The organism is Parafrankia sp. BMG5.11, from assembly GCF_004337455.1.
Genome location: NZ_SJXI01000027.1, coordinates 323643 through 349340, shown reverse-complemented (window position 1 = coordinate 349340; position 25698 = coordinate 323643). Strand labels below are relative to the sequence as shown.

At 66.3% G+C, this 25698-nt stretch carries 21 protein-coding genes, 2 tRNA genes and 1 pseudogene; 8 read left to right on the top strand and 16 right to left on the bottom strand.

What is annotated here, in order from left to right:
* The first annotated feature begins 72 nt into the window (after positions 1-72).
* Together E0504_RS19710 and E0504_RS19705 are read left to right on the top strand one after the other, a co-directional pair.
* The gene (locus E0504_RS19710) at positions 73-861 is read left to right on the top strand and encodes an NAD kinase (RefSeq protein WP_207974510.1); all 789 of its coding nucleotides are present in this window, start codon (positions 73-75) and stop codon (positions 859-861) included.
* Positions 862-926: 65 nt separating this feature from the next.
* Positions 927-1001: transfer RNA gene (locus tag E0504_RS19705), tRNA-Asn, on the top strand.
* A 238-nt stretch (positions 1002-1239) separates the two neighbouring features.
* On the opposite strand, the gene E0504_RS19700 is transcribed toward E0504_RS19705, so the two are convergent.
* Entirely contained in the window at positions 1240-1476 is a 237-nt protein-coding gene (locus tag E0504_RS19700) for a KTSC domain-containing protein (RefSeq protein ID WP_131625431.1), read from the bottom strand.
* A gap of 92 nt (positions 1477-1568) precedes the next feature.
* Positions 1569-1733 (bottom strand): hypothetical protein, encoded by a 165-nt coding sequence (locus E0504_RS50430; RefSeq protein ID WP_165938557.1) that lies wholly within the window; start codon positions 1731-1733, stop codon positions 1569-1571.
* A 102-nt stretch (positions 1734-1835) separates the two neighbouring features.
* Here E0504_RS50430 and E0504_RS19695 point away from each other — a divergent pair, with 102 nt between their 5' ends.
* Positions 1836-2054, top strand: a complete 219-nt coding sequence (locus E0504_RS19695; RefSeq protein WP_131625430.1) for a hypothetical protein — start codon at positions 1836-1838, stop codon at positions 2052-2054.
* On the opposite strand, the gene E0504_RS19690 is transcribed toward E0504_RS19695, so the two are convergent.
* Complete coding sequence (locus E0504_RS19690) at positions 2051-2794, bottom strand: sulfite exporter TauE/SafE family protein (protein ID WP_207974509.1); 744 nt, start codon at positions 2792-2794, stop codon at positions 2051-2053. The two genes, E0504_RS19695 and E0504_RS19690, sit on opposite strands and share 4 nt — an antisense overlap.
* A 65-nt stretch (positions 2795-2859) precedes the next feature.
* On the opposite strand from E0504_RS19690, the gene E0504_RS19685 reads away from it, so the two are divergent.
* Positions 2860-3468, top strand: coding sequence for an N-acetyltransferase (locus E0504_RS19685; RefSeq protein ID WP_165938556.1), 609 nt, complete (start codon positions 2860-2862; stop codon positions 3466-3468).
* Between the two features lie 41 nt (positions 3469-3509).
* On the opposite strand, the gene secA is transcribed toward E0504_RS19685, so the two are convergent.
* Positions 3510-6272 (bottom strand): preprotein translocase subunit SecA, encoded by a 2763-nt coding sequence (gene secA, locus E0504_RS19680; protein WP_131625428.1) that lies wholly within the window; start codon positions 6270-6272, stop codon positions 3510-3512.
* A gap of 92 nt (positions 6273-6364) precedes the next feature.
* Positions 6365-6676 (bottom strand): hypothetical protein, encoded by a 312-nt coding sequence (locus E0504_RS19675; protein ID WP_131625427.1) that lies wholly within the window; start codon positions 6674-6676, stop codon positions 6365-6367.
* A 96-nt stretch (positions 6677-6772) separates the two neighbouring features.
* Between E0504_RS19675 and argJ the strand changes: the two genes are divergently transcribed.
* Complete coding sequence (gene argJ, locus E0504_RS19670; RefSeq protein ID WP_131625426.1) at positions 6773-7999, top strand: bifunctional glutamate N-acetyltransferase/amino-acid acetyltransferase ArgJ; 1227 nt, start codon at positions 6773-6775, stop codon at positions 7997-7999.
* Positions 8000-8821, top strand: coding sequence for an inositol monophosphatase family protein (locus tag E0504_RS19665; RefSeq protein WP_131625425.1), 822 nt, complete (start codon positions 8000-8002; stop codon positions 8819-8821).
* Here E0504_RS19665 and trxA read toward each other — a convergent pair.
* The 8 genes from trxA to ahcY all read right to left on the bottom strand — a co-directional run bounded on the left by trxA (position 8818) and on the right by ahcY (position 21560).
* Positions 8818-9144, bottom strand: coding sequence for a thioredoxin (trxA, locus tag E0504_RS19660; RefSeq protein WP_131625424.1), 327 nt, complete (start codon positions 9142-9144; stop codon positions 8818-8820). The genes E0504_RS19665 and trxA overlap by 4 nt on opposite strands.
* A 76-nt stretch (positions 9145-9220) precedes the next feature.
* Positions 9221-12673, bottom strand: coding sequence for a double-strand break repair helicase AddA (gene addA, locus E0504_RS19655; protein ID WP_131625422.1), 3453 nt, complete (start codon positions 12671-12673; stop codon positions 9221-9223).
* The gene (locus E0504_RS19650) at positions 12670-15609 is read right to left on the bottom strand and encodes a PD-(D/E)XK nuclease family protein (protein WP_131625420.1); all 2940 of its coding nucleotides are present in this window, start codon (positions 15607-15609) and stop codon (positions 12670-12672) included. Before E0504_RS19650 ends, addA begins: the two co-directional genes overlap by 4 nt.
* Positions 15610-15618: 9 nt before the next feature.
* A complete protein-coding gene (locus tag E0504_RS19645; RefSeq protein WP_207974508.1) occupies positions 15619-16341 on the bottom strand; it encodes a nucleotidyltransferase family protein in 723 nt (240 codons plus the stop codon).
* A complete protein-coding gene (locus E0504_RS19640; protein ID WP_131625418.1) occupies positions 16338-17327 on the bottom strand; it encodes an aminoglycoside phosphotransferase family protein in 990 nt (329 codons plus the stop codon). Before E0504_RS19640 ends, E0504_RS19645 begins: the two co-directional genes overlap by 4 nt.
* Entirely contained in the window at positions 17324-17761 is a 438-nt protein-coding gene (gene tsaE, locus E0504_RS19635) for a tRNA (adenosine(37)-N6)-threonylcarbamoyltransferase complex ATPase subunit type 1 TsaE (protein WP_131625416.1), read from the bottom strand. Before tsaE ends, E0504_RS19640 begins: the two co-directional genes overlap by 4 nt.
* On the bottom strand, positions 17758-20097 hold the full coding sequence (locus E0504_RS19630; protein WP_131625414.1) for a PAS domain-containing sensor histidine kinase: 2340 nt from the start codon (positions 20095-20097) through the stop codon (positions 17758-17760). The genes tsaE and E0504_RS19630 overlap by 4 nt, the downstream gene beginning before the upstream one ends.
* Positions 20098-20150: 53 nt before the next feature.
* On the bottom strand, positions 20151-21560 hold the full coding sequence (gene ahcY, locus E0504_RS19625; RefSeq protein ID WP_131625413.1) for an adenosylhomocysteinase: 1410 nt from the start codon (positions 21558-21560) through the stop codon (positions 20151-20153).
* Between the two features lie 227 nt (positions 21561-21787).
* On the opposite strand from ahcY, the gene E0504_RS19620 reads away from it, so the two are divergent.
* A complete protein-coding gene (locus E0504_RS19620; RefSeq protein ID WP_131625411.1) occupies positions 21788-22267 on the top strand; it encodes a peroxiredoxin in 480 nt (159 codons plus the stop codon).
* 114 nt (positions 22268-22381) lie between these two features.
* Positions 22382-23340: pseudogene (locus tag E0504_RS19615) on the top strand (phosphatase PAP2 family protein).
* Here E0504_RS19615 and folE read toward each other — a convergent pair.
* From folE to E0504_RS19595, 3 genes are all read right to left on the bottom strand, one after another.
* Positions 23321-23929 carry a GTP cyclohydrolase I FolE gene (gene folE / locus E0504_RS19605; protein WP_131625405.1) on the bottom strand — a complete coding sequence of 203 codons (609 nt, stop codon included), beginning with the start codon at positions 23927-23929 and terminating at the stop codon, positions 23321-23323. The pseudogene E0504_RS19615 and the gene folE overlap by 20 nt on opposite strands.
* Positions 23926-25467, bottom strand: coding sequence for a phospholipase D-like domain-containing protein (locus E0504_RS19600; RefSeq protein WP_207974506.1), 1542 nt, complete (start codon positions 25465-25467; stop codon positions 23926-23928). Before E0504_RS19600 ends, folE begins: the two co-directional genes overlap by 4 nt.
* Before the next feature lie 143 nt (positions 25468-25610).
* A tRNA-Arg gene (locus E0504_RS19595) sits at positions 25611-25687 on the bottom strand.
* Positions 25688-25698: the final 11 nt, after the last annotated feature.

Here is a 25698-nt window from a genome sequence, read left to right as displayed (position 1 = left end):
GCCCTGCGTTGCCAAATGGGACACCCGGCTCTAGCTTCGCGCCCATCCTGGTTTCGAAATAAGGGTGCGCGCGTGACTGGCTCCATCGACGTCAAGCGCCTGGCGCTGCTCGCCTCCCGCACCGAACGGGCCATCGCCGCGGCGGCCGAGCTGCGCGAGCATCACGATTTCGTCTCGTTCGACCGGGCGGAAGCGGTGGTGGTGCTGGGCGGCGATGGCTTCATGCTGCACACGCTGCACCGGATGCTCGACAAGGGGCGGGTCATACCCGCGTACGGCATGAACTGCGGCACAATCGGTTTTCTGATGAACCGTTATCGCACTCCGGCCAAGCTGGTTGATCGGCTGCACAAGGCCCGCATCCACGCTATCGCCCCCCTGCGGATGGAGGCCATCACCCAGGACGGCGCGCGCCATGTCGCCTGCGCCATTAACGAGGTGTCGCTACTGCGCGAAACCCGTCAGACCGCCAAGATCGAGGTGTTGCTGGACGGCAAGACCCGGCTGAAGGAACTGGTCTGCGACGGCGTGCTGCTCGCCACCCCGGCCGGTTCCACCGCCTATAACCTGTCTGCCAACGGACCGATCCTGCCGCTCGATTCGCAGTTGCTGGCGCTGACCCCGATCAGTCCGTTCCGCCCGCGACGGTGGTCGGGTGCGGTGTTGCCTGAGCGGAGCAAGGTGACCTTCCGTGTCAACGAGCCAGCCAAGCGCCCGGTGTCGGTGGTCGCCGACCAGAAAGAGTTCCGCGACGTCGCCGAAGTGAACCTGGAGATCGCCCGCGAAAGCCAGCTGACCCTGCTATTTGATCCCGGTCACGCCCTCGATGAGCGGATCGTTGCGGAACAGTTCGCGGTCTAGTCGACTCTGGGACTTGCCAACCATCCGGCACGCCCATATAGGCGCGCTCCTGCCGATCCGGCTGCTCCCCGATAGCTCAGCGGTAGAGTAGGTGACTGTTAATCACTTGGTCGTTGGTTCGAATCCAACTCGGGGAGCCATTCATCGTCGCCAGTTCGACGATGCACGATACGCCTCCAGGCGGCGGTTCAGTCCTTCTCTTCTGTTATGGTAGGCGCACTGGCGATGACACCGAAGCTTGAACCGTACGGGTTGCGGTGCGGCTAGGTTAGGCCGTTATCCTGTGCTCCACATCGGTTGAAAGGGCCCGGACGGCGAAGCAGCCGGTTGCGGCCGCGATCCCCCGCATCCACGGGATGCCCAGGGACCCGTAATACTCTAATCGGGATACCGGCGGCGCGGCGGATCGGCGCGGCAATCGAACCGTCCTCTTACCGCAGAGTTGACGAACCGGCCGGCCGATCCAGCTTCGCACAGCGACTGATAGATCTCGGCCGGGACGCCGGAATAGATGTAACGCCTCCGCTCGCTGAACCAGACGCTGAGTTCGCGCGAAAGGGGATTGTAGGCCACTCTCTCGATCGCGGACGAACCTCGGATTTGCTGGACAGGCATGAAGGCTGAGCGCGCGAGAGAATCGCAGTGTTCCGGCCGTTACGCTGAACCGAATCCGTTTCGCGCCAGACCGAATCGGAACTGGCGGCGGCTCATCCGGTTCGGATCGGGGTGGTGAAGCCAATCTCTTGCACGCTGGTGAGGTCGCCAATCGCGCTTCGGTCGCAGCGCCCGACCTGCCCGAGCCGGACCATTTCCACAAATGCCCGGTCTGCGGCCAGCCGGTCGATCGCCGCCGACTGGGCGACGTCATTCACCACTCAAGTCCATGCCATAAGCAGCTGTCGCACTGACTTCGACCATACCGGACCCTTTGCGGGTCGCCTTCGTTGAGGGGCTGAAGGAAAGGACACCTCAAGATGCTTCTCAGAATGGCAACCCTCGGCGCCCTCGGATACGCCGCTTACAACTATTACAACAAGAACCGCGAGCAGGTGGACGGCACCTTCCGGCGCCTGACACAGGGCGGATCCGCCAGTGGTCGGACCGGCGACAACGCTGACCTCGCCGGTGGGCCTCTCAGCAGGGACGCGACGGTGGTGCACGCTGGTGAAGGGCCGCTCGCCCCGACCAGTTAGAATTTCAGCAACAGCCGCGCTCCGACATAGATCGTGAGCGCGGCGGTGAGCCAGCGAATGGCGGTCTGCGGCAGCAGGCGCACCGCCAGCAGGCTGCCGACCTGGCCGCCGATCACCACGGCGATCAACAGGGGCAGTCCCAGCGTCGCGGCTTCGCCGAGGCGATCGCCGCCATTCTTGATAAGCTGGCCAGCCAGGCCGAACACCGAATTGATCAGGATGAACAGCGCCGCTGTCGCGGCGATAGCGCGTGCGTTGTCCCAGCGGGTCAGGTGCAGCAGCGGGGCGAGGAAAATCCCGCCCCCGATCCCCACTAGGCCCGCCAGATAGCCGATCGGCGCGGCGAGCAGGGGCATCCACCGCGCGGCGGGGGGCGCTTCCCCTTCCCCCCGGGCGGCCAGCGGGATCAGCAGGGCTGCCCCGGCGAGCACGAGGCTGCTTCCGAGCAGTCCGACGAACACTTCCTGCTTCAACGGGGTCAGCCCGCCCAGGAAAGCGGCGGGAGCGGCCACGCCGGTGAGCAGCGCGGCCCCGCGCCACGGCGTCAGGCCGGCGCGCGCAAACCGGATCGAGCTACCGCTCACCACCACCAGGTTGCAGGCGAGCGCCAGGATCGGCAGCAAGCGGTAATCGAACCCGGCGAGCGCCAGCAACGCGCTGTAGGTCGATCCGCCACCAAAGCCGACCGCGGCGTAAAGCAGGGCAGTCAGCGCGAAGGCGGCGGCAAGCAGCGGCATCATCGCTTCCTCTACCAGACCCCATGCGCCATGATAGCGTCGACCTTGCCACTAGCAGGAGGGAGCGCGTGGACTTCCCCGCCATCGAACTCGGCCGCGACCTGGAGCGCGGCGGATCGAGCGACGCGCGCGCCATCGGCGACATCACCGCCGACGCTTTTCGCGACGACCCGTTCAATCGCTGGTTGTTCGGGCGCTTTGCCGGGATGGCGGGGGTATTCGGCGCGCTCGCCCGCCATGTCTATCTGCCGCGCGGCTACTGCATTCGGCTGGGAGATGAGGGTGCCGCGATGTGGATGCTGCCCGGGGGTGACGTCGAGCCGCCGCTGCGCGCCTTACCCGCGCTGTACGGCGCGGTGTTGTTCGGGAGTACCTGGGGAGCAAAGCGGCGGACCGACGCGGCGGTCGCTGCCATGGCCCGCCACCACCCGGAGTTTCCCCACGCATACCTGTTTACTATCGGCGTGCGCCCATCTGCGCGGGGCAAAGGCCGAGGACGCAATTTGATCCAGCCGGTGCTCGACGCGTGCGATCGGGCCGGCGTGCCAGCCTACCTCGAGAATTCGAACCCGGCGAACCGCGGGTTCTACCGCAGTTGCGGCTTCGAACGTCAGGCGATGATCGACGTGATGCCCGGTGCCCCGCCGCTGGAGGCCATGCTGCGGCCCCCGCGCTAGGTTTCGCCGGGCGGCCGTGGTTGGCGATCCGCGCCCGCAGGTCAGGCCGGCGTCTTGGTCCCCACCGCGCCGTGGCAGTGCTTGTACTTGTTGCCCGATCCGCAAGGGCACGGCGCGTTGCGGCTGATTTCCTGACCTGCCCACGGGTTGTCCGCCACGCCGCCCGGCCCGGCTTCGGCCACAGGCGACCCGGCGAGCGAGCCGAACAGCGCTTCGCGCAAGCGTGACCCGTCGCCATCGTTCGAATTGTCGATGCCGAGCAGCGGATCGATGTGACCCGTCAGGAAATCCGGCAGGTCGGGGAGCGACAGCGGCGCCTGAGGCGCGTTGAAGCGGAATTCGCTGCGCAGCAGGATCGTGGTCACGTCTTCGCGCAGCGTTTCCAGCATCCGCTCGAACAGCATGAATGCTTCGCGCTTGTACTCGTTGATCGGCTGCTTCTGAGCGTAGGCGCGCAGGAAGATCACCTGACGGAGCGCGTCGAGGGTGGAGAGGTGCTCCTTCCAGTGGTGATCCAGCCGTTCCAGCAGGATCTGCTTCTCCAGCCGTTTCCACATCCCGGGATCGGCCTCGGCGATCTTGCGCTCCATCGCCTCGTCGGTGAGCGCCTGCAGGCGTTCCTCGATCAGCTCAGGCTCGACGTGGTCTTCCTCCAGCCACGCTTCGACCGGGGCATCGACGCCCAGCACGTCAAAGATGCGCTGCTTGAGTCCGGCCACGTCCCATTGCTCGGGGTACGAGCCAGGAGGACACGCTTCACCGACCAGATTGTTGACCGTGTCATGACGCATGTCGGCGACCACATCGTCGACGGCTTCGGAATCCATGATGTCCGCGCGCTGTTCGTAGACGACCTTGCGCTGGTCGTTCATCACGTCGTCGTATTCGACGACCTGCTTGCGGATATCGTAGTTGCGCGCTTCGACCTTCTTTTGCGCGGTCTCGATCGCCTTCGACAGCCATTTCGATCCGATCGCCTCGCCATCGGCGAGGTTCGAATTCATCATACGGCTGAACAGCGTATCGGGGCCGAAGATGCGCAGCAGGTCGTCTTCGAGGCACAGGTAGAACCGGCTGAGGCCGGGGTCGCCCTGACGGCCGGACCGCCCGCGCAGCTGGTTGTCGATGCGCCGGGATTCGTGCCGCTCGGTCGCAAGAACGAACAGGCCGCCCGCTTCGAGCACTTTGGCTCGTTCTGCGGCCACTTCTTCCTTGATCCGCTGGATCGCGGCATCGCGCTCCGGACCTTCGGGCACGTTCTTCAGCTCGTCCTCGGTCCGGAACTCGACGTTGCCGCCCAGCTGGATGTCGGTCCCGCGGCCCGCCATGTTGGTCGCGATGGTCACTGCGCCCAGCCGGCCCGCCTGCGCCACGATGTGCGCTTCCATTTCGTGGAAGCGGGCATTGAGGACGGAATGCTTCACGCCTTCCTTCTCAAGGTATTCGCTGAGCAGTTCCGACTTTTCGATCGACACGGTGCCCACCAGCACCGGCTGGCCGATCTTGCTCTTCTCGGCGATCGCCTTGGCAATCGCCTGGAACTTGTCGGCGGTATTCTTGTAGAACTCGTCCTCTTCGTCGATCCGCTGCACCGGCACGTTGGTGGGGATCTCGACGACGTTCATCTTGTAGATGTCCCAGAACTCAGCCGCCTCGGTCGCGGCGGTGCCGGTCATGCCGGAGAGCTTGGGATACATGCGGAAATAGTTCTGGAAGGTGATCGAGGCCATCGTCTGGTTCTCGGGCTCGATCTTGACGCCTTCCTTCGCCTCGACCGCCTGGTGCAGGCCGTTCGACCAGCGGCGGCCGTCCATCATGCGGCCGGTGAATTCATCGATGATGACGATTTTCTCGTCCTTGACGATGTAGTCGATGTCGCGCTTGAACATCACGTTCGCGCGTAGCGCCTGGTCAAGGTGATGGACGACCTGCGTGTTCTCGACGTCGTAGAGATTGGGCGTGGTCAGGAGGCCGCTGCCGGCAAGCAGCTCCTCGATCTTCTCCGCACCCTCTTCGGTCCAAGAGATGTTCTTGGTCTTCTCGTCTGCCTCGTAATAGCTGTCGTCGATCGACTTCACGATGGCGTCGATCGAGAGGTACAGGTCCTGTTTGTCCTCGGTCGGGCCCGAGATGATCAGCGGGGTGCGCGCCTCGTCGATCAGGATCGAGTCAACCTCGTCGACGATCGCGAAGTTGAACGCGCGTTGCACCATCTGGCCGCGTTCGTGCTTCATGTTGTCGCGCAGGTAATCGAAGCCGAACTCGTTGTTCGTGCCGTACGTCACATCGGACCCATATGCCTCGCGCCGCTCGAATTCGTTGAGGTTGGGCACGATCACCCCGACCGTCAGGCCGAGGAACTTGTGAATCCGGCCCATCCAGTCGGCATCGCGGCGGGCGAGATAGTCGTTGACGGTCACGACATGGACGCCCTTGCCCTCGATCGCGTTGAGGTACGTCGCCAGCGTCGCGACCAGGGTCTTGCCCTCGCCGGTCCGCATTTCGGCGATCTCACCGCGGTGGAGGACGATGCCGCCGACCATCTGGACGTCGAAATGCCGCATGCCCAGCACACGCCGCGATGCTTCGCGAACGGTCGCAAACGCTTCGGGCAGGATATCGTCGAGAGTGGAACCGCCGGCGAGCTGGTCGCGAAACTTCTGCGTCTGGGCGGACAGTTCGGCATCCGAGAGCGCTTCAAGCTGCGGTTCGAGCGCATTGATCTGGCGGACGATCTTGTCGAGCGACTTGACGTAACGGTCGTTCGACGACCCGAACAGGGCCTTGGCGAAATTCTGGATCATGATGGAGTGCCTGACGGCTGGAGGTTCAAGAGCCAAACCCGCCGGACGCGCGGGTCCTGCCGGGCAGCGTTACGGGGAAGCGAACCGACGCGCTATTCGTACGCGCGGTCGGGGCCGTACTGAACCGTAGGAATGTAGACGACCACCGGCCGGCGCGGCGCGCAACCGGGCTGCGTGACTGCCTTGCCCTGCGCGTTCACCCGCTGCGGCTGCGAACTGCAGGGCGCTTGAGAAGAACCCTGCGAAGTCGGCACGCTGGTTTCGATACGCGTACTGGAATCGAGGATCATGCGCGCATGCGCGGGAGTGCCGGTGGCAACAAGCCCGGTGATCAGCGCAAGACAGGCAAGAATACGACGCAACATGGAGCGAGACAGATAGGCTTTGGCAAGCATCTCGTCCACCCCCTAGTGAATCGCAGCAACCGAAGCGTCCACGCTACGCTTGAGCGCTGAACGAGTCTTGAACAGCCGTCAAAAGGGGTCTTTAGCGGCCGATACATGGATCTCGATCGCTCTCCGCTCGCCCGCCCTTTTCCAGTCGCACTGCCGGTCGCGGGGGTGACCCCGCGCGTGGCCCGCGCCGGTTACAAGGAGTGGGGCCGCTGCGATCTGACCTATATCGAAGTGGCGCCGGGCACGACTGTCGCGGGCGTGTTCACCCGCAATGTCTGCTGTTCCAGCGAGGTGGAACTCGGCCGCGAGCAGGTGCGTCTGGGGACTGCGCGCGCGCTGGTGGTCAATGCCGGCAACTCGAACGCCTTCACCGGCTACCGCGGCCGCGCGGCGGTCGAGGGGATCATGGCCCAGGTTGCCGAGAACCTGGGGTGCGCCCCAAGCGACGTGTTCGTGTCTTCCACCGGGGTGATCGGCGTGCCGCTTCCGCAAGACAAGGCGCGCGAAGGCCTCGCTGCTGCCTTCACGGCAGCCGAGTGCTCATGGGAAGAGGCTGCGACAACCATCGGCACAACCGACACTTTCGCTAAAGGCGCGGTGGCGACCGCGATCGTCGGCGGGCAAGAAATCTCGCTGGTGGGGATCGTCAAAGGCAGCGGGATGATCGCGCCCGACATGGCGACCATGCTGGGCTATGTGTTTACCGACGCAGCGGTCGAGCCAGCTTTCCTGCAGGCGCTGCTGTCGGCGGCAAGCGACGCGACGTTCAACTGCATCACCGTCGATAGCGACACCTCGACCAGCGATACCGTGCTGGCGTTCGCCACCGGGCAGGCCGGCAACACTCCTCTTGCCTCGATCGAAGACGCGGGCGCCGATGCTTTTGCCGCGGCGCTGCACGATGTGTGCCGCCAGCTCGCCCACCTCGTGGTGCGCGATGGCGAAGGGGCCGCCAAGTTCATCGAGGTGGCGGTAACGGGAGCTACTTCCGACGACAGCGCGCGCCGGATCGGCCTTGCGGTCGCCAACTCTCCGTTGGTCAAGACCGCCGTAGCGGGCGGTGATGCCAACTGGGGGCGGGTCGTTATGGCGGTCGGCAAAGCTGGGGAGCCGGCGGACCGTGACAAGCTGTCGATCGGGTTCGGCGGCACCTGGGCCGCGCGTGAGGGTCAGCCGGTCGTGGACTACGACGAGGCGCCCGTGGCCCGGCATCTCGCAGGCGATGAAGTGACGATCGCGGTCGATCTTGGCCTTGGCGAAGGCCGCGCGACCGTGTGGACCTGCGATCTCACCGCGGGGTACATCGCCATCAACGCAGATTATCGGTCCTGAATGGCCGCCGGCGATAAGCTGACCAGCGCCGTCGGCGCGCTGATGCGTGACGCCGCGACGCGCGCCATCATGCCACGTTGGCAAGCGCTTGCCGAATATCAGATCGAGAGCAAGGTAAGCGTCGGCACCCTGCCTGACGTGGTCACGATCGCGGATCACGAAGCGGAAGCGATCCTGACCGAAGGTTTGTCCCGCCTGCTGCCCGAAGCCACCGTGATCGGCGAGGAAGCCTGCGCCGCCGATCCTTCGCTGCTTGCTCGGCTCGGCGACCCGTTGTGCTGGATCGTCGATCCGCTCGATGGGACAAACAACTTCGCCGCCGGCAAACCGCCGTTCGGCATCCTGATCGCGCTGGCTGAGCATGGGGAAACGGTCGCCGGGTGGATCTACGATTGCCTGACCGGCCGATTTTGCCACGCGAACCGTGGGCGAGGCGCGTACATCGACGGCCACCGCGCCGCCGCGCGCGAGACAGGCGCCTCGACCCCGGTCGCGGCCAACTCGTTGATCTACATGGCCCCCGATCGGCGCGCACGAGTCAGCGCGGCGATCGCCCCGCACTACACGCTCGTCGACATTCCCCGGTGCGCAGCCGAGCAATATCCGCGCCTGGTTCTCGGCGAGAACGATGTCGCTATTTTCGAACGGACCCTGCCATGGGATCACGCTGCCGGCGCGCTGTTCGTCAACGAGGCCGGCGGAAAGGTAGCCCGCCCCGACGGGTCGCCCTACCGCGTGGACGAGTACGAGCGGCCCGGCCTCATCGGCGCGGCGAGTCCGCGCTTGTGGGACCAGATGGCCGCTCGCCTACCCGTGTCCTAGCTCTGCAGTTCGCTTTCAAGCCAGCTCTTGAGCTGCATCTTGGGGGCTGCGCCGAGCTTCTGCGCGATGGGCTTGCCGCCCTTGAACAGCACCATCAGCGGGATCGACTGCACGCCGATCGAACCGGGCACGCCGGTGTTTTCCATGATGTCCATCTTGGCGATGGTCACCTTGTCCGACAGCTCATCCGCAATCTCTTCCAGCGCGGGGCCGATCATCTTGCACGGACCGCACCACTCGGCCCAGAAATCCACCAGCACCGGTTTGTCGGAATCGAGCACGTCGGATTGGAAACTGGCGTCGGTCACCGCGATGGTCGGCATGGTATTCTCCTTTTGCGCGAGCCGCCTTTCCGCGGCGGCCCGATGTTCTGGCCACCAATCTAGGCAGCCCGGTCGTTCACTCAACCGATGGGGCTGGAAAGCTTTCCGGTTCGGGGGACAAGTGCGTCTTGCGCGCGGCCAGCAGATCTTCCGGGATGACGATTAGCTGGGGCGCCTGGGTGTAGAGAACCGCCGCGCAAATCTCCCGCCCGGGATAGATCACCTGCAGCGCGGCTGCGTACGCCGCCATCTGGCGGAGCGTGCGTTCGGGCACTTCCTCCAGCGAGGATGGCGGGCGGCGCATGGTCTTGAAGTCGACTACCGTGATCCGGCCCGGCTCGATCAGCAGACGGTCGGCGGTTCCGGCGACCACCACGCCGCCCACCGTCGCCGCCAGCGGGACTTCGGCAAGGGCGCTGGGCGAGAACACGTCGGCAAACGCGGGCTGCGACAACACCGCCAGCGCACTGGCGAGCAACGCCTCGCGCTCCTCGGCGGGAATATCCGCGGCCTGGCGGGTAAGCCATCCTCGGCCAAGCTCGCTCCTCTGGTCCGGCGCGATGTCGGGGAGTCGTTCCAGCAGCCGGTGCACCAGCACGCCCCGGCGCGCCGCGATCCGCGCGGTATCGGCGGGGAATGGCGGATCGGCGCCCTGCTCCGCGCCGGCAGCCGAAGGTGCCAGCGGCCGCGGCGGGCGCGGTTCGTCGCCGACCGGAGTGCTGGCCCAGACAGGTAGTCCCGCTTCGAGCGGAGCCGGGACCGCCGCCGTTGGCGGGGCCTCTGGCGCGCGCGCGCCCCATTCGCTGACCGCCCCCCAGATCGGATCGGCCAGCGGTTCATTTTCGAACAAGGGCGCCAGGCGCGCAAACCATGAATCCGGTGCCGGCTCTTTCTCTCGCTTGCCCAGCGCGCCGCCGATGAACAGCGCTTCCTCGGCGCGGGTCATCGCGACGTAGAGCAGGCGCCAGTGCTCCTGGCGCTCGGCAACACGGGCGGTGTTCTCCGCATCGACCACCGGGCCGGCCTTTTCCTCCTTGCGCAGGGGAGGCATCGGCACCGTGCGCCCGCCGCCGCCGGGCAGATCCTCGGTGAGAGTCAGGTCGCGCGTCGGAGAAGCGTCCGGATTGCCGGTGGCATCGGCCAAAATCACGATAGGCGCCTGCAAGCCCTTCGATCCGTGGACGGTCATCACCCGCACCAGCCCGCCGCCTCCGTCCGCGTCGCGCTTCAGTTCGCCCTCGCCCGCATCGAACCATGCGAGGAAGCCGACGAGACTGGGCGTTTGCGTAGACGCATAGGCGCTGGCGGCATTGAGCAGTTCGTCGATCGGATCGTTTACCTCGTGACCAAGACGCGCGACGAGTGTCTTGCGACCCTGCCACGGACCCACCAGCAGCCAGTGGAGCAACGCCTGGGGCGGCTCGAAATCCGCGCGCCGGAGCAAGTCGAGCAAGCGGGAAGCGGTCTCTTGTTGGCGCGGGTGCGCGCCGCCCCGGATGTGATCCCACAGCGGCACGCCTTTGATGCGATAGCCGAGTTCGAGCAGTTCTTCCTGGGACCAACCGATCAGCGGACTGACCAGCAGGTTGGCCAAGCTCAGGCTGTCGAGCGGCTGGGCGGAAAAGCGCAGCGCCGCCAGCAGGTCCTTCACCCCGAGCGGCGCACCCAGGCGCAGCCGGTCGACGCCCGCGACCGGCACGCCCGCCGCGTGCAGCCGGGCGACGATCAGCCCGGCCAACTCACGCCGCTTGCGCACCAGCACCATGATATCGCCGGGTCCGGCATTGCGGGTGCCGCCCTTGACCAGCGGGAAGCCGTCTCTCAGCCAGACACGGACTTGATCGGCGATGCGGTTGGCCATCGCTCGCTCGGGTTCCGACAGCCAGTCCTCAGGCCCGTCGTCATCGGCATCGTCTTCGCGACCGGCCACCGGGTGCCACAGCGTGACAAGTCCGGGGCGCTCGTCCCCGATGTGCGGCTCAGGCTCGCTGTCGAGCCCGAACGCGCGCGCGCCGATCGTCTCGATCGCGCGATCGACGAAATCGAGCACCGGCTGCGCGGTGCGGTAGCTGCGGCCGAGCCCCAGCTTCAGCAGTTCACGGTCGGGGTCACCGGCCGCAAGCGCGTCGATCAGTTCGGCATAGTGCTGCCGGGCGATGGCGAAGTTTTCCGGGCTGGTGCCCTGGAAGCGAAAGATCGCCTGCTTGTAATCACCGACCACGAAGATCGTGCGCATGGCTTCGCCCCGCGCGCCCTGGCCGGCGAAGAAGTCTCCGGTCAGCGCGCGGATGATGTCCCACTGGGCCTGGTTGGTATCCTGCGCTTCGTCGATCAGGATGTGGTCGAACCGCCGGTCCAACTTGTAGCGGATCCAGTCGGCAATATCGGACCGGGTCAGCAACTCGGCCGCGCGGCGGATCTGGTCATCGAAGTCGATCAGCCCTTCCCGCTCCTTGGCCTCTTCCCACGCGAGCGCAAACCGGCGGCCAAGCTCGAGCGCGGGCGTCAGCAGGTCAGCCAGCGCGAGCAACGCCTGTCGCTCGCGTAGAGCGCCCAGCGAAGCCGCGACCGCTTCCGCCGCGGCGGCATAGCCGGGATCGCACTTTTCCAGGCTTTTCAGCGAGCGGATTTCACCCTTCTGGGTGAACAGCGCATCCCGCAGCGGACCCGCCGCCGTGACCCGACCCATGCCGCTGGCGCCAAGGAAGTCGGCAATCGCGGTGGTCGATTTTTGCGCGGTCGCCGTGTCCCATGCCTCGTTTGCGGACCGGACCCGGTGCAGCGCGTCGCAGTCGAACACGCCCTCGGCGCACAGTTCCACCAGGCTGCTCTCGCTCGCGTCGCTCTCGAGGCCGAGCAACCGGAGCACCCGTTCGTGCATCGGGGGCTGCCATGCACCCGTCCCCTGCCAGACCTCGCGCGCTTCGGCGCAGCGCATCAGCCACGACCGCACGCCGTCCGGCCCCATCCGTTCGCTCAGCATCGCCAGCGGGCCGAGCACCGCGACGTCCTCCGCCTGCTCGGCCTCCACGACGAGTGTCTGGAGCACCTGTCGCGCCAGGAGGTCGCGGTCGCGGTCTTCCATCGGCCGGGTGCCGGCGACCAGCCCCGCTTCGTCAGGGAATGCCGCCAGCAGCCACTGGGAAAACGCGTGGATCGTGTCGATCCTCAATCCACCGCCAGGGCAATCGAGCACCGCCGCGAAGCGCGTGCGTGCCCGCTCCTGCGTCGCCGGATCGACCGGCGCGCCGATCGCGAGCAGGTTTTTGCCCAGTTCCTCCGGTTTCAATCGCACCCAGCGCGCGAGCACGGCGTTGACCCGCTCGGACATTTCCGCCGCGCCGGCCTTGGTGAAGGTGAGGCACAGGATCTGGCCGGGCTTGACCCCCGGTTGAAGCAGCAAACGCAGCACGCGCGCGGACAGCACCTGGGTCTTGCCCGTCCCGGCCGATGCGGACAGCCACACGCTGCGTTCCGGCGCGACGGCCCGCGCCTGATTGTCGCGCAAGGGGTGAACCGCGCCGCTCATTGTTCGTGTCCCACCCACTCATCCAGCCGCATCAGCTGGTCATACGTCGCGTAGCTGGGCGCATCGGGGTTGAGCCGGGCGGTGAACGGCTCGGACCCCAGGATCCAGTTGTCCAGCGCATCATCCAGATAGCGCCGCGCCTGCGGCAGGAACTCGCCCGCGGCGATGCCCTTTTTCTTGGCGCCTTCCAGGATCGGCGTGGTGATGTAACCGAACCCGGTATCACTCTTGTCGCTTCGACCGAGCGACCAGTATTCGAACCGGCTGGCTGTGCCCTGTGCCTTGGCGAACGCGCCCTCGCCCACCATCAACCCCAGCGTGCCGAGCTGGAGCGCGAACCCGCGCTCCACCTGCGCGCCCGACGGCGGCTTGCCGGTCTTGTAATCGACCACTGCAAAGGTGCCGTCCTCCAGCTGGTCCAGGCGATCGATTCGCCCATGAAGGGTCACGCCGCGCCACTCCATGCGCCCTTTCTCCTCCCAGAGAACGGGCGTGCGCGAGGGATCGGAGGCGACGCTCGCTTCCACCCATCGCAGCGCGTTCAGCAGCCGCGGGCGCCATAGCGCGCGGGTCAGCGGATGGGCGTGCATCGCACTCAGCGTTTCGCGCGCGATTTCGTCCAGGGGGCGACCGGTCTTGTGCCAGGTTTCCAGGATCTCGTGCGCCAGAGTGCCTTGCCAAGCCGGGCTCGGCTCCGCCTCCAGCGGCTCCAGCTCCGGCAAGCCGAGAATCGACGACGCATAAAACTGGTATGGATCAGCGCGCAGCCGGTCGAGCCCGGTCACGCTGATCGCGACCCTGCGCTGCTCCGCCGTGGGCATGGGCCGCGGCCGGGGATAGTCCGGCGCCGGCGCGGCATGGTCGATCATCGCGGCAAGCCGCGGCGCGTCTGCCTCCCGGTGATGGTCGCCCAATTCCCCCAGCAGCGCCTGGACCCGCAGCAGAAAGCGCGAGGCGATAGCCGGCCCGCCCTCGTCCCGGCGGGAGCGGCTGAGCACCACTTCGGGCGCGCCCATCGCGGCAGCAAGATCGTGTGCGTTAAGGCCGATGCGGAAATCGGCGCCCGGCACGCCGAGCGCGCGCAGCACCGCCGGTGCGAGCAGCGGGTCGGTCGCCGGTCGCGTGGGCCAGGTGCCTTCGTTCAACCCGGCTGCGATCACCAGGTCCGCCCGCGCCATACGCGATTCGATCAGGCCGTAGATCGCCACCCGCGGGTGTCCCCCGTAGGGCGGACGAACCGCCACCGCTTCCATCGCATCGCCCAGCGCAGGGTGCAGGTCGCGCGCCTCCAGCACGGTGCCCGTTTCGCGGGCGTGGGCGCGCAGATCCTCGACGAAGGCGGACAGTGCGCGGCCGTCCTCGCGGCTCCACAGCACTTCTCCCGACAGCGCCTCTCCGGTCGCGGCGAGCCGGTCCAGCCATTCTGCCAAGTAGAGCGTTTCGTCCGCCATCAGCGGCGTTAGAATAGCCTCGACCTCAAGCCACCAGGGCTCGACCCGCGCCTTCTCCGCGATCGGCCGCAAGGCTGCGAAGCCCGGTGCGGGACGCGGACCGCGCAGCTTGAGCTCGAACGCGCGCAGGCGTTCGAGCCAGGGCGCGCGCCGCTCGCCCGTCATCACGAGCGGATGGGCGAGCGCGGCCACCAGCGCGATCGGCGCGCCGCCTTCCGACGCGATCTGCGCCAACTGAAGAAACAGCCGACCGGCGGCGGTGCTGCCTAGCGGGCGGCCCGCGGAATCGTCGGCGTCCAAATTCCAGCGACGCAAGTGCTGGATCACCCGGCGCGCGAGCGCGCGGTCGGGCGTGACCAGCGCGACCCGCTTTTCCGGTTCAGCCACCGCTTGCCGGATAAGCAGTGCGATTGCCTGCGCCTCGGCTTCGGGGTTGGGGTTCTCCATCAGCCGGACGCCGGCCAGCCGGCGGCGATCGGGCGGCATGTCGGCCCACGACTTGCTCGCTTCGGGCGGCAGGAACAGGCTGGAGATTGCGCGGCTGCGTTCGGGCGGGGCGGCCGACAGCCCGCGCCGGTGCCACGGCTGCACCTCCTGCCGGTTCACGCCCATCCGGTTGAGCAGCAGCTTGAGGTGGTATTGCGGGTGCGAGACCGCGTCGTCTTCCGAGAATGGTGGATCTTCCGGTCCGCCGGCGATGCCCAGCTCTGCCCACACCTCATCGGGCATCGCCAGATCGAGGTCGGGCAGGATGACGGCACCCTGCGGCAGTTCGCTGACCACGCGCAGCAGCCGCGCAAGGGCGGGCGCGGCGCTGGTCACGCCGGCGGCGATCACCGGAGTTTGCGGCGGTCGTTCCTTCCAGGTTCGCGCCGCATGATCGAACAGGCGATTGCGCCGCGCGGACGCGTCTAGCGCACACATCGCCGAAAGTTCCGCCAGCCACCGTGTCTGGACCCGCGCAAACAGCCGCACGGACCGCTGCCAGTGTTCGGCCATGTCGCCGACGATCTCGCGCACCTGATCGCTCAGCAGCAATTCGGGTCCGATATCCTCGATCAGCAGACGGTCCATCGTGCGGGCGACCTGCTGCGCCAGCCGCAACAGCGCAGCACCGCGCGGTGCCTCCTGCCCCATCTCGTCCGCCAGCAACGCGGCGATGCGCAGCCATCGGCGCGTGGGATCGACCGCCGGCGGGATGTCGGCCGCACCCAGCGGGTCAAGCAGCGTGCCGAGCGTTTCGTCGAGGTCTAGGTCGCCGACCACCGCCATCCGCGGCATCAGCAGGCCGGCTCCCGAACCGGCGGACGGGCTGACCCGCACGAACGCTTCCTGCAAGGTTCGGGCGGCACGGCTCGACGGCAACAGCAGCGTCAGGCGCGCAAGCCCGTAATCGCCTTCGGTGTAGCGCGGGATCAACCCGGCGACGAGCGCGTCGGCAAAGCCGCGGTGGGCTGCGATCGAATAGACTTGCGGGCCCTTCATCGGCGGCGATCAGGCACCCCTCAACGCCTCTTCGGTCGGCTTGATCGCGTGCGGCTCTCCGACTTCGAACCACTGGCCGGTAAACGCGGTGCCGAACAGCCGGCCTTCCGCGATCGCCCGCTCCCACAGGATCATCGTGCCGAACGGACCGTCCGGCGCATCGCGCAGCAGCCGGTGACTGACGAGCTGGATGCCGGTATAGATGAACGGCGCGACCCGGCCCGTCTTGCGCCGGCTGAGGCGGCCAAGCGCGTCCATGTGGAAATCGCCCTGCCCCCGGAAGTTCATCGCGCGCGCGTGCGGCACGACGAGCAGCAGCGCGTCCATCTGATCAGGCCGCCACGCGCTCGACAGATCGGCGAAGGCATCGCGCGGCCCGTCGAGCCAGATGTTATCGGCATTGAGGCAAAAGAACGGATCGGGCAGCAGGCCGGCGGCGAGCGCTTTCTTCATGCCGCCGCCCGTCTCCAACAGCACCGCGCGCTCGTCCGAAACGGTCACCTTCGGCGATTGCCGCTCGGCAAGGTGCGCCTCCAACAGGTCGGCCAGATAATGCACGTTCACTACCGCTCGCGCGACGCCGGCATCTGCCAGACGGTCGAGCGCGTGATCGATCAGCGGCTTGCCCGCGACGCGCACCATCGGTTTGGGCTGCGTCGCCGTGAGCGGACGCATCCGCTTGCCCAGCCCCGCCGCCATGACCATCGCGGTATCGCTGGCGAGGACGGTCACGTCAGGCTTCCACCCAGTTCATCACGGCGGGCCTGCGGGATGTTGGCGTCGAACCAGGCGGCGACCGGGGCCAGCGCCGGATGTTCAAGGTCGCGCTCCAGCGCGGCCCATACCCGCGGGATCAGCGACAGGTAGCCTCGCTTGCCGTCGCGCTGCCATAGCCGCACGAAGATGCCGACGATCTTGGCATTCCGCTGGGCGCCGAGGCGCGCATAGTCCGCCGCGAATTCAGCGCCCGGCCGCGCGCGCGTGACATAACGGTCGAGCATGCGGCGCTCGAGCTCGGGCGAGACCTCCCGCCGCGCATCCTGCAGCAGGCTGACCAGATCGTACGCCGGATGACCGACCAGCGCGTCCTGGAAATCGATCAGCCCTTGCGCGCCGCCCGCGTCCTTGCCTGCCTCCAGCAGCATGATGTTTTCCGCATGGTAATCGCGCAGCACCGTCACGCCGGGGCGTTGACGATCGAGCAGCGGAGCGAGCACTTCGTCCCAGGTGCGGAAGTAACCCTCTACGTCCACTTCCAGCCCTGCGGCGGGGCAGTACCATTCCGTCAGCAGCGCCGTTTCGCGCTGATAGGTCGCCATGTCATACGGTGCGAACGGACCAGGCGTTTTGGTGTGCAGCGCGACCAGGGCATCGATCGCGGCGCTGTATGCCCCGTCCTCGTCGGCGGGATGAACGTCGAGCCAATCGCGCATTCGGTCGTTGCCGAAATCTTCCAGCAACACCCAACCTTCCGCGGCGTCGGCAGCGTAGATCGCGGGCGCACGCATCTGTGCGGCGGTCAGCCATACGGCGACATCGAGGAACGGTTGCGGATCTTCATGCGGCGGCGGGGCGTGCATCAGCATCGCCTTGCGCTCACCGCTGCGAATGCGGAAATACCGCCGGAACGACGCATCGCCGGGAATGGAATCGACAGCGGCGCCGCCCCAGCCGGCAGCGGTAAGAAACGGGTGCAGACCTTCGGGCAGCTCGCTCATGACAGGCGCCCTAGCCAATCGGCCCCCGGTTCGACAATCGCCACGCGGCCGTTTCCCGCCGTTTCCAGCGTGATCGAGAGGCATCCCGGCTCATGATTGAAACCGCCCGCATTCTCCGGCCATTCGGCGATCAGGGCTGCGCCGTAGCGGTAATCGTCCAACCCCAGCTCCTCGGCTTCAGCGGGCGAATCGAGCCGATAGAAGTCCGCGTGCACCAGGGGCGGATCGAGCGCATCGTAAATCTCGAGGATGGTGAAGGTCGGCGACGGCACTTCTCCCTGATGACCCAGGGCGGCGACGATCGCCCGCGCCAAAGTCGTCTTGCCAGCGCCAAGGCCACCAGACAGGGCGATCACGTCGCCCCGGCGCAGGTGCCCGGCCAGGCGGGCACCGAACGCATCCATCGTGGCAAGGTCGGGCAGCTCCACCCTCACGGCAGCAGGATCGTCGCGGTGGTCCCCTCACCAGCACGCGACACGATCTCGAGCGTGCCGCCGTGCGCTTCGACCAGCTGACGGGCGAGCGGGATGCCCAGCCCCGCGCGGCGCTCCGGGCGGCCATTCGCACCAGTGCGCAAACCCTCCAGCGCGCGGCGCAGCTCGTCGCGGGTCATGCCCTTGCCGTTGTCGGAAACGATGATGCGCACGCCGTCGGCCTTGCGCGACAATTCGACGAGGATCTTTCCCCCCTGCGGCGTGGCGGCGATCGCGTTGTCGAGCAATTGGCCGAGTGCCCGGCCCAGCTGGCGCGGATCGGCCTCCACCTTCGCCGTCTGGCCGCCGCGCAAGTCCAGGCTCAACCCCGCACTCAGGATGGCCGCCTCGCGATCGCGCACTACTTTGGTGGCAAACGGCAGCAGTTCCAACTTCTCGGGCGCCAGCGGCAGCAGGCCGGCTTCGCTTTGCGACAGGTCGAGGACATTCTCCACCTGATCGGTCAGGCGCTGGACCGATTCTATGATGGCGGCGACATACTCATGCCCCTGCGCGGAAAGTTCGCCCGCCACGCCGGCCTCCAGCAGCTCTGCAAACCCGCTGATCGAGGTAAGCGGCACGCGGAATTCATAGCTCATGTTGGCGAGGAAACGGGTCTTCAGCTCGTCAGCTGCCTCCAGCGCCTCGTTACGCTCACGCAGGGCGTCCTCGGCTTTCTGCGAATCGGTGATGTCGAGCACCGTCAGCAGGCCATTGCCGTCGGGCAGCGGGACGCCCGCGATCTCCAGCGTGCGCCCGTCGGCCAGCGCGACCCGGCCGCCGGTCTGCTTGCGATCGAGCGTAGCGCCGCGGACGATTTCGCCGATGGCTTTCGCCTGCTTGGGCTTTTCCAGGTGCGGGGCGATGATCGCCACGAGTTGATCCGCGGTCGGATGACCATCGAGTGTGTCCGGCTCGATCCCCCAGGCTGCTGCGAAACGGCGGTTCCACAGTTGCATGTGCCCGTCGGGAGCGAACACCGCCAGCGCCTCGAACAGGCTGTCGAAGGTCGCGGTGCGCGTGCGCAGCAGCGTGTCACGGGTCGCGGACAGGGCCAGGCTTTCGGTGCGATCCTCCGCGATCAGCACGAGCCCTCCGTCAGGCATCGGCTGCGTGACGATCCGCAAGTGCGTGCCGTCGCTCAGCGGCCAGGCTTCTTCCACCGGCTCGCCTTGCGCGAACCACTCGACCCGTTCCGCCCGCCAGGCGGGGAAGTCGCGCACTTCGGGCGTCCGCCCGGCCTCGCGCGCTTCGCGCAGGAAGCGTTCGAACTCGGTGCCCTCGCTTGCGCCGAGACGCATCGTGAAGGCACGGCGGAAGGGCTGGTTGGCGGAGATCAGCTTGCGGTCGGCTCCGAACTGCGCGACGCCGACGGAAAGCTGGTCCAGCATCGCGCGCTGGGCATCCTGGAATGCCCGCAGGGTGCGACCCAGCTCTTCCATCTCCTCGATGTCGACCGCGTATCCGGCGACGCCCTCGTCCCCCAGCGGCAAGTCGCTGACCTTCATCGCCCGCCGCTGACCGGCGATAGTGGTGGCCACGATCCGCTCGATCGCCTGCTTCTGTCCGGCAGCCTGGGCTGCGACCTGCGCTGCGGACAGGCCGTCAGCAGGTTCAATCAGTTCCACCTGGTTTTCGACCGCTGTTTCGGCGCTGTCGGCGCCGACCGCGGCAACATAGGCCTGGTTGACGAGCTTCAGCCTCGCGTCGGGACCGCGAAACCACATCGGCATGGGAGCGGCTTCGATAAGGCCCACCAGGGCGGCAAAATCGCTTTTGGCGCGGGCGGCGTCCGCGCGCAGGCGAGCCAGTTCGCTCTCGCTTTCGGAAAAGTCGAAGATCCACAGCAAGGCCGCGCCGCCGGGCGAGACCTGGGGGTCGGCCAGTGCACCGCGCACGGCAAGGCTGCGGCGCGAGCCGGGGGGAGTGATCGCCATGCGAAACGGAGCGGCGGTTTTCTGCGTGCGCGCGACGAGGCGCTGCAGTTCGGCAAGCTGTTCGGCGGACAGTCCCTTCCCGCCCGCGCCGTTGCCCAGATCCACGAGATACTGGGGCAACTTGGCGAGTCCGAACCAGCCGGCGAGTCGCTCGCTGCCTTCGATGCGCCCGTCGGCGCGCACCAGCAAGGGAATGGCCGGTGCTTCGTCGATCATCCGCGCCATGCGCCGCGCGGCCTTGCGGGACGATTCCGCGGCGCGCGCTTTCGCGCTGGCGGCGATCATCAGCCCGGCCGCTCCCGCCACCCAGGCGGCGAGCAGCAGACCGATCAGTGCCAGCGCGAGAGGTGAAAACTGCATGGGGGCCGTTCGCTATGCGCGCACGGCCCCCAAAGCAACCGGGCGACGGCGACTTAGTAGCGGTAGTGATCCGGCTTGAACGGACCGGCCACTGGCACGCCGATGTAGTCAGCCTGTCGCTGGCTCAGTTGAGTGAGCTGAACGCCCAGCTTTTCGAGGTGCAGCGCGGCCACCTTCTCATCGAGATGCTTGGGCAGCACGTACACGTCGTTGTTGTACTCTTCACCCTTGGTAAACAGCTCGATCTGCGCAAGGGTCTGGTTGGTGAACGAGCAGCTCATCACGAAGCTGGGGTGTCCGGTGGCGCACCCCAGGTTCACTAGGCGGCCCTTGGCCAGGATGATGATCTTCTTGCCGTCGGGGAAGGTCACCACGTCCGTGCCGGGCTTGATTTCCTGCCAGTCGTAGTTGTCGAGCGCGCTGATTTGGATCTCGCTGTCGAAGTGACCGATGTTGCACACGATCGCCATCGGCTTCATCGCCTTCATGTGCTCGGCGGTGATCACGTCCTCGTTGCCGGTGGTGGTGACGAAGATGTCGCAGCGCTTGACCGCCTCTTCCATCGTGACGACTTCAAAGCCTTCCATGGCTGCTTGAAGAGCGCAGATGGGATCGATTTCGGTCACCATCACCCGCGCGCCGCCGTTGCGGAGGCTGTCGGCAGACCCTTTGCCGACGTCGCCGAACCCGGCAACGCAGGCAACCTTGCCGGCGAGCATCACGTCGGTGGCGCGGCGGATCGCGTCGACCAGCGATTCCTTGCAGCCGTACAGGTTGTCGAACTTCGACTTGGTCACGCTGTCGTTCACGTTGATCGCGGGGAACGGCAGCTTGCCCTGCTTGGCCAGGTGGTACAGCCGGTGCACGCCGGTGGTGGTTTCTTCCGACACGCCCTTGATCGCCTTGACCGTCTCGGTGAGGTAGCCCGGCCGTGCCTTGATGAACGCCTTCAGTGCGCGCTGCATCTCGATTTCTTCGGCGTTGGCGGGATCAGGCATGGTCTCGCCCGCCTCGATCCGTGCGCCCCATAGCGCGAACATGGTGGCGTCGCCGCCGTCGTCGAGGATCAGGTTGCAGGTCTGGTCACCCCAGTCGAAGATGCGGCCGACATAGTCCCAGTAATCCGCCAGGCTCTCGCCCTTGATCGCGAACACGGGCACGCCGCTCGCGGCGATCGCAGCGGCTGCGTGGTCCTGGGTCGAGAAGATGTTGCAGGTGGCCCAGCGCACTTCCGCACCCAGCGCGGTCAGCGTCTCGATCAGCACCGCTGTCTGGATCGTCATGTGCAGCGAACCGGTGATCCGCGCGCCCTTGAGCGGCTGGGACGCACCGTATTCTTCCCGCAAAGCCATCAGGCCGGGCATCTCGGTTTCGGCGATCGCGATCTCGGCCCGGCCATAGTCGGCAAGGTTGATGTCCGCGATCACGTAATCGCGGGTAAGGGTCTGGGCAGAAGTGGCCACGGCAAAATTCTCCATTCGGGGGTTGCGCGCGCCCTAGCTCCCGTTGGCGCCAAAAGCAAATATAAAGCTTCCTTTATATGTGATCCAGAACCCGTCTTGGCAGGCTGTCGAGGCAGCGGACGCCCCGGCACGGAAAATCGTCGTTCACGGGGCCGTGCGGCTTGCAGCGGCGTCCGTGCGCGCTATCTCACGGGCGACTTCCTGCAACTTGCAAAAGGATAAGCGCGATGACGATCAAGGTGGGTGACAAGCTGCCCGACGTGAAGCTGGTTAAGGCGACCGAGAACGGCCCCGAAGCCGTGCAGAGCTCCGACTATTTCGCGGGCAAGAAGGTTGCGCTGTTCTCGGTGCCCGGCGCGTTCACACCGACCTGCTCGGCGCGCCATCTTCCGGGATATGTCGACAAGGCGCAGGATCTGAAATCGAAGGGCGTGGACGAGATCGTCGCGACCTCGGTCAACGACGCGTTCGTGCTCGGCGCCTGGAACAAGTCCGCCGGCAGCGACGACATCACCATGCTGGCTGACGGCAACGGCGACTTCGCCGAAGCGCTCGGCCTGACGATGGACGGCTCCGGCTTCGGGCTCGGCAAGCGCGGTCAGCGGTTCTCGATGATCGTCGATGACGGCGTGGTGAAGGAGCTCAACGTCGAACAGCCCGGCGATTTCTCCGTGTCCAGCGCTGAGCACCTGCTCGAACAGCTCTAGTTTTCTCCAGAACGCGACAACAGCCGCGGGCGAGAGATCGCCCGCGGCTTTTTGACGGCCGGGTGGCGACGCGTTGTCCACCGAATGGCAACCATTGCCGTTTAGTTTTGCCGCATGAACGGGCTTCTCGCCGCACGCGCCATCGCACTGGATCATTCCCCCACGCCCCCCACGGCGGCGTGGACCTCGCGGCATGGCCTGACCTCGCTGATGGCGATCGTGCTGGGAAGTGCCGCGATGCTCGCCGGCATCATTCTGATGATTACCGGCACGTCCCTCGAGGGGGCCGTGTTCGCCGGGTTCGCCGCCCTGGCGACCGGGATGGGCCTGGTTTCGTTATGGTGCAGCAAACGGCAGCTCGATCCGCGGATGGCGTCGGCTGCAGCAATCGTCGCGGCAGCGATCCTCTCGCTGATGCTCTGCGCGGTCATCTCGCATGTGGGCCTCAAGCTGGAGGCGCCCCTGTTGGATGCGCGCCTGGCCCGGGCCGACGCCGCGCTGGGGTTTCATGTCGATCGGGCAGTCCGTGCGGCGACTTACAGTCCGCTCCTGATCGACGTGCTGGCGTTGGTGTACAACGCTTCGGGAGTTGTCGTCGTAGCGCTGATACTCGCGGTTCTCGCGACCGGTAGCTCCGGCCGCGCGTGGGAGCTTACTGCGACCATCGTGATCGCCATGCAGGTTGTCGCCGCGCTATCGATCCTGATGCCGGCCATCGGTGCCATGCACCACTTCGGCCTGGGCGATCTCCAGGGCCGCGGCCTGCCAGTGGGGGCTGGCGTGTATCACCTTCAAGGCTTCGCGCACTTTTACGGCGGGAGCGATCCCGTCGCCCGGCTGAGCGACATGACCGGTCTCGTCACCTTTCCGTCGTTTCACACGTGCTGGCGCTGATGGAGACGCAAGCGCTCGCGCCCACTCGCTTCCGCTGGCTAGGAGCCGCCTGGACGACCATCGTCATCGTCTCGACCGTTCCGGTGGGCGGGCATTACGCTGTAGATCTTGCCGCCGGCTTTGTCATCTGGGCCTTGGCCGCCGCGATCAGCCAGCGGGTCAGTACCCCATCAGCTTGAGCACTTCCTCGCGGCTGCGCGGATCGTCAAGAAAAGTGCCCATCATCCGGCTGGTGATCATGCTCACCCCCGGCGTGCGCACCCCGCGCGCGGTCATGCAGCTGTGGGCGGCCTCGATCACCACCGCCACGCCTTGGGGGTGGAGGTGGTTCCAGATGCAGTCCGCCACTTGTGCCGTCAGCCGCTCCTGCACCTGCAACCGGCGCGCGAACCCGTGGAGTACCCGTGCCAGCTTGCTGATGCCGACCACCCGGTCGTTGGGCAGATAGGCGATCGCGGCCTTGCCGATGATTGGCGCCATGTGGTGTTCGCAGTGGCTCTGGAACGGAATGTCCTTAAGTAGGACGATCTCGTTGTACCCGCCCACTTCGTCAAACACACGGCTGAGGTGCACTGAAGGGTCCTCGGCATAGCCCAGGCAGTATTCCTTCCACGCTCGGGCGACGCGCTTGGGCGTATCGAGCAGCCCTTCGCGCGACGGGTCGTCGCCCGCCCAGCGGATCACGGTGCGGATTGCTTCCTGTACGTCCGCTGGCACCGGCGGCTTGCCTTCATCTTTGTCCTCGTCCGGACCGACCAGGCTGCTCATCTGCGGATCCCCTTCTTGGCGCGCTCGTACGCCCGCTTCATCAGGCTCCCCTGCTTGAGCAAGCCGCCCTTGGCAAACGGTTCGAACATCTCTTCGGGGCGTTCGGGATCGAGCACCTGCGATCCCGCCAGCGTTTCCTCGATCGCGCCCAGTTCGGGCGGATCAAATCGCCGGAGTTGACGTGAGTTGCGCGCGCCGTGCTGCTCGATCAACCGGAGCATCGATCCCCCGGCATCCTCCAGAGCGGACGCCACCTCGGGATCGGATAGCCCGCAATGTTCCGCCAGCAGCGAATGCCGCAGTGCGGCGATGCCATCGCACGCGTGCGCGTTGCCGGGACGATTGCAGTCGATGAACACGTCGCATTCGCTGTCCAGCCCCATCGACCGGTTGTTGAAGTTCGCTGATCCAATCCGCAGGACCTGATCGTCGAAGATCGTCAGCTTGGCGTGGACATAGATGCTCGTTTCACCCGTGTACGGTATGAACAGGCCGAACCGCTTCTTGTGGTCGATGTCCTGAAGGGAGTGCAGCAGGCAGTTGCGCGCATGGTCCATCGCCTGCTGTTCAAGCCAGCCATCAGCCGCCTGCGGTTGCACCATGACAATCTCGGGCGGATCGTCTTCCTTCAGGCGGCGAGCGATCGCTTCGGCGATCTTCGGCGAGGTGAAGTACTGGTTTTCCGAATAGATGAAGCGCTTGGCCGCGGAAATCTGCTGCAGCAGCAGATCCTCGATCTCGTTTACCGCGACGTCGCCATCGTACTTGGCCCGGGTGCGGGCGATACCGATCTCGACGTTCTCGAACTGAACCGGCAGTTCCTCGGGCCACAGGCTGTCGTCCGGTATGTCGATCTCGCTCAATTGCTTGCCGCCCGCTTTGACCCAGCGGTCACGGCACAGCCGGCCCAGTTCGCGTGCGGCGTCGCCCTCCATCATCATCGTCGCATCGTGCCACGGACCGTACTTGCGACCGTGCGGCCGCCGGCGCCGGCGGTCCGTTTCATCGTGCGCACGGGTGTCCCAGCGATCCATCGTCATGTCGATCCCGCCGCAGACCGCGAGGCGATCATCGAGCACCGCGATCTTCTGGTGATGAGAGCAGCCGACCGGGTGATGGCTGTCGAAGTTGAACTTGATCCGTTCATAGCTGGCCATGCGGATCACATCGATGAACATGTATCCGCGGGCGACGAACTGGAACACGCCCATCCCCCATTTGAGGATTCGGATTTCCACTTTCTTGTGGCGACGGGCCAGCCACAGCAGGAAGCTGCCCAGACGGCGGGGATGGTTTCGCCGGAACGGCCGGCTAAACCAGCGGCGACCGACTGCGAGGTGGATACGCGTGTCGAAGTCCCACCCGACCAGCATGACGCGGCGTTGCGCCTTCAGCATAGCCCGCTGCATGAGGGCGAAATAGTCTTCAGCATCCACGACGACACTGGCGCGCTCGACCTTGGCGAACTTCCATACGCCGGGCGCGACCGAGTTGTCATCGAAGGCGGGACCCTGATGTTGTTCCGGCGGCTTTGCCAAGTGTTTCCCCTTCGTCGCTAGCCTACGGTCCGTAGGGCAAGGCGGGGGCCGGGTCACGGGTGTTGCTATCGCGGAGACCGATCGCTTCGATTTCAGCGGCAGAAACACAGCGGGCCGCCTCCCGATGGGAAGCGGCCCGAAGTTGGCGCGCCCGGAACGATTCGAACGTCCGACCCTCAGATTCGTAGTCTGATGCTCTATCCAGCTGAGCTACGGGCGCGCACTAGGGGG